The sequence below is a fragment of the Corynebacterium mendelii genome (genome assembly GCF_017307055.1).
GTDB lineage: Bacteria > Actinomycetota > Actinomycetes > Mycobacteriales > Mycobacteriaceae > Corynebacterium > Corynebacterium mendelii.
In genome coordinates, this window is the sequence record NZ_JAFLEQ010000005.1 from 55,256 (window position 1) to 59,884 (window position 4,629).

Below are 4,629 nucleotides of genomic sequence, written 5' to 3' on the forward strand. Positions count from 1 at the left end.
AAAACAAGGCCGCATTATCAAAAAAGACTGGCAAGGAGCCAACTCTCTTGGCAGGCTAGAACTATACCCCTATCGTTCTAAAGGATCGAACGATATTCCTAAGCTTCTGGGCATGCTACAGGAAAGCTATCAAATTGTTTTGCCATCACTAATGTGCAATATAAGGCTATTACTCGCAATTTTGAAACATGATGACAAAGTTAGATTTTCAGTACGAGATCAGGCGAGGTGGGAGTTGCTTATCGGGCAATGCCCCGATATAGGTGCCGACAAGTCTGTACTGAAAACTTTCACAAACAGGATTATTTCCCGCAGAAATCGATCCCCTAATCTATCTACTAAAAATCTAAGAATTAGCGACGGCGACTAACTCCAGCTAACGCTAGAAAGTTCCCATTTTAGCTCCTTGTTCTTACTTTCTGCCCGCGGCATCTGATTGTTATTGGTTGAAAACACCAAAGACTGCGATTGCCCGCATGCTAGCGATTGCAATCGCTACTACTCTTCCGACACGACTAATCCCATAGCAAAACTTTTGGGTTGATTTTACACGTATGCACCGATAGAGGGATATGCTATGACAGCAACTGCACATAATATCGCTCAATGATAACCGATACTGAGTAGCTGCAGTCTCTGTCGACACTCCTCCATAAAATGTGCAAAAGCATAGTGCTAACAACGCGCGCGCCCTATCGCCAACCCATACAGCAGTTATAAACCTCACAAAAATACCATTCGACGAAAAGACCAACCTTGGAAGCTTCTGTAACAAATACGTATGCCTTCATAGACAAATATGCACTGGCAACAGCCCAATCACCCTAGAAACCTAGACGAAGCAAAAAAATAGGCGAAGTGCGACCCCTCCGAAAGAGTTAAGCCCCGCTACCATAACGATAACGGGGCTTAAAAGTGGAGTCGAGGGGGCGTGTGTCGAACTCCGTACGTGTAGTAACCATTTGTTACTTGGCGCATTGCTTTTATAAAATTTATGGCAACGTTATGTTGGGATTCATCCTTCACAATTCCCGATAAATACATACAGCCACGCACCATCATGGTAGGACCCGTTCTTTCCTACGACCAAGGATAAACCCTAAACTGAGCTACCTGAGGATGTTCAGAATTTCATTTATCCCGGATGGAACTCATCATAGTTGCTTGTCATGTCTGAGCAACGGCATAATGAGTAGTTTTAGATGATCTGATGTGCTAACTCCAATATCGCAATAGAAGAGGGCGAGTACTATTCCATTCTCCACATATAATCAACAAATAGTGCACATTTGTTTAGAAGGATAATGATATGAGAAACGAAAGCGCTGGTTTACAACGACCTGACAATAATGGAACCGAATCTGCAAATCGCAAATTCACGGTGCGGACGGCAGGCAAGGACTCTGAACCTGCAAAAACTTTGAAAGAAATTCGGTGCGAGGTTCAGCGAATCCTTGATCGATCACTGAAAATTTCAACACTCATCGGTTCCGGTGCGTCATATGGAGCTATTCCATTAATGGGGCAAACTTTTCAAACTTTCAAGGAAGATACAGAGAGTGGCGCACTAAAAGATGACTTTGATTCAGTATTTCAAAAATTTAAGGCCCCTCCTCAAGGTTCCCCCAACCGAGAAAATGATATTGAAGCGTTCATGACTTGGCTTAGTCAGCGCACAGCAATTGTAACCAGTGGTGAAAAAGATGATAAATATAGCAAAGTATTGAGTGCTCTACTTTCCCGTTTCAACGACTCAGTTCGGCAAGTAGACTATGAAACTGGAGAAGACAGCGTTGATAAGGTTAAAAGACTTTACCAACGATTTATTCAAGGTCTAGGGTATTCTCGAGAAATCTTGGCTCGACGGGAGCGCACGATATTTGATGTGGTGAACCTGTTCACTACTAACTATGATTTATTTCATGAATACGCGCTTCTTGAGAGCGGTTTCCTCTATACGGATGGTTTTTCAGATGGATTAAAAAATGAGTTTTCTGCGAAACATTTTCACAGGAGGCCGGTTGATTTAGATGATCGTTTTAGAGACCGAGTCCAACCAGTTAATCCGTTCTTTCGATTGTTTAAGTTGCATGGTTCTGTCGATTGGATACAGTTAAACGCCACTGCTTCGAGGCCTCATTCAACTGTTCGAATCTCTCAATTTCATAGCAAAAATACTGGAGATTCGGCAAGCCCTGATTGTGCGAATGCTTCACTGATTAAGCCTATGAGTTCTAAGTATGTGCTTACTCAGGGTGAACCATTCTCTGATTTGTTCCGCGAGTTTGTAAATATCTTAGGTGAACCTGACACTGTTCTTTTCGTAGCCGGATACGGATTCGGCGACGAACACGTAAATAACCTGATATACCACGCTTTACAAAGAAGTGATTTTCTATTATACGCTTTCGTGGAAAACCCTTCTGATGGGCCTGCCGGACTAAATAAATTTATTGCCCAAAATAGTAAACATAATGCTATATTTGTGTATCCTAACGATACGTCAACGCCAGGAAGGTTCATGACGTTCGCTGAAGTAGTTGATTGTTTTGCAGCGGAGAGTACAGGTTCAATTAACACTGATCAAGAATCAGGAATTTACAATGCAAACTAATATTGACGAACCTGAATTGATAATTAGCGCAGAATGGAAAATAGGTGTTGTTTCTCAAATAACATCCTCTATGCTTACAGTTGAAGGTCATGTTAATGAATTTCGCGATCGTATCTTTGAGGCGATTCCTCATCATTTCGCTTCAGTTAATCAATATATTTATACTTTCCATGGGCGTTATCAAATTCATGTTTTTAAAGTTGTAGAGATTTCTCACAATGAAAAGCCGTATGGGAAAGCAGAAACAGATAAATCCAATGAATTCATAAAAATTAGAGCCATACCTTTTGGAACGTTCGACACTCTCGGTTTCACCTTGGGTGTTCGGGATTATCCAATGGTAGGCGACTATGTTTATGCGGCAAATGACGACATCCTAACTAAAATCTTTGCTTCCAAAAACACAGAGGTGTCGCTTGGCAGTCTTGTCGGTTTTTCAAATGTGCAGGCGGTAACTAGTGTTGACTCACTGTTTGCTGGACATAGTGGTGTCTTTGGAAATACTGGATCAGGAAAATCGACGACTACACGTCATCTGTTAAGCCAAATGGTTCAACTATATAGAGATAAAAAGTCACTAGAGGACGAATCGCGGATTGTGGTGGTAGATGTTCATGGAGACTACTCCTTTCTCGAAGCCGAGTATCCTGATGATGTAACTATAATTAAGGGTGATCGTGTTTGTTTAGCTCCGAATGAGCTTACTGATGAGGATTGGTTTGCAGCGCTACTGCCATCCGAGGGTGTTCAGAGACCGCTTCTTGAGCGCGCCTTACAGTATGCGCGAATATCAGAAGAAAATCGGAAGTTTCTTTATGCTGCGTTCGCGTACAATGCATTATATAACTCAAATCATGAAAGCCACTCAAGTAGGAAGATTCAACTATCAAAGTTCTTGAACCTCATTTCTGACAAAATTGATCTTTCTGGTAAATTCGGAGGCGTGACCGTCAAAGACACACCTGAATTCTTACGGAAGGTTTTTAATCTTAGGTACGGAAATCTTCCCGAGGGAGCATTCGAGAAATTACAGAATGAACTAGTCCTCTATCTGAATGATTTCTTCGATCACGGCAAACTAAACATTGAAAAAATTATCAATGACAGCCGGAATGATAAAGAATTTAGTTCGCTTAAAAAATTAGATGATGCATTAGATTTGGTTTTTGCTGAGGAAGAGGTCTTAGGTAATAGACAAGCTCGACATCATTCTCAGGGTTTAGTTACACGCCTTAAGAATCTTGTATCTAAACATGATGGTTCTCTAATAACAACAACACCGTCAATGCTTTCTACCATATTGGATTGCAGGGGTGTAGTGATTGTTGACGTTCAGAATATCAGCGATGATGAAGGACTCGCTCTCATCACCAATTCGCTTGCGAGAAAGATTCTTAACAATCAGCGAGAGAGCTTTAAGAAAACGCAGGAACACTCACTTTTTTCTCCTGTTACCCTAGTCCTTGATGAAGCACATCGATATATTCGAGGCGATGTAGATAACCCGGACAGCATTTTTGATCGGATTGCAAGAGAGGGTCGCAAGTTCGGTACGTACTTATTCTTTATTAGTCAAATTCCCAGCGAGTTATCACGAGTTGTTATTGGACAAGCCACCGCTTTCTTGCTGCATCGCATCCAGAATTCTTATGATTTAGAATTCTTACGTAGAAACTTACCTGGTGTTTCTGAGGTAGAAATCTCCAAATTACCGTTGTTTGCATCTGGACAAGCCATAGTTACCGGGGCTGCTATTCAAACCCCGATGGAAGTACTCATCCCAGGTGATTATAAAGATGTCACCCCTTCGGTGTCTTTCATGAAATGATTTTGGATCTATTTTGACTCTCCGAAAAGCTCAGAGTCGGTCTAGCTACCAGTTGGGTCAGGGCAGGGAATGTAGCGAGTGCAGTAAGGAGACTCGAGGTACGTAGTACGGAGTGATGAGGAGCGGTAAGCAGTGAAGGACTATCGGCTATGCCGACTACGACGGAAGCGAAGAAGGCGCTTAGCGG

General features: G+C 42.1%; 3 protein-coding genes. All 3 read left to right on the forward strand.

The features are described 5' to 3' along the window. On the forward strand, positions 1-370 hold a 370-nt coding region (locus JZY06_RS03240; RefSeq protein WP_207118389.1), incomplete at its 5' end, for a hypothetical protein. 939 nt (positions 371-1,309) lie between these two features. Beyond that, positions 1,310-2,614: an SIR2 family protein gene (locus JZY06_RS03245; RefSeq protein ID WP_207118390.1), complete on the forward strand. Its 1,305-nt coding sequence runs from the start codon at positions 1,310-1,312 to the stop codon at positions 2,612-2,614. After that, the gene (locus JZY06_RS03250) at positions 2,604-4,442 is read left to right on the forward strand and encodes an ATP-binding protein (protein ID WP_207118391.1); all 1,839 of its coding nucleotides are present in this window, start codon (positions 2,604-2,606) and stop codon (positions 4,440-4,442) included. Before JZY06_RS03245 ends, JZY06_RS03250 begins: the two co-directional genes overlap by 11 nt. Positions 4,443-4,629 lie beyond the last annotated feature (187 nt).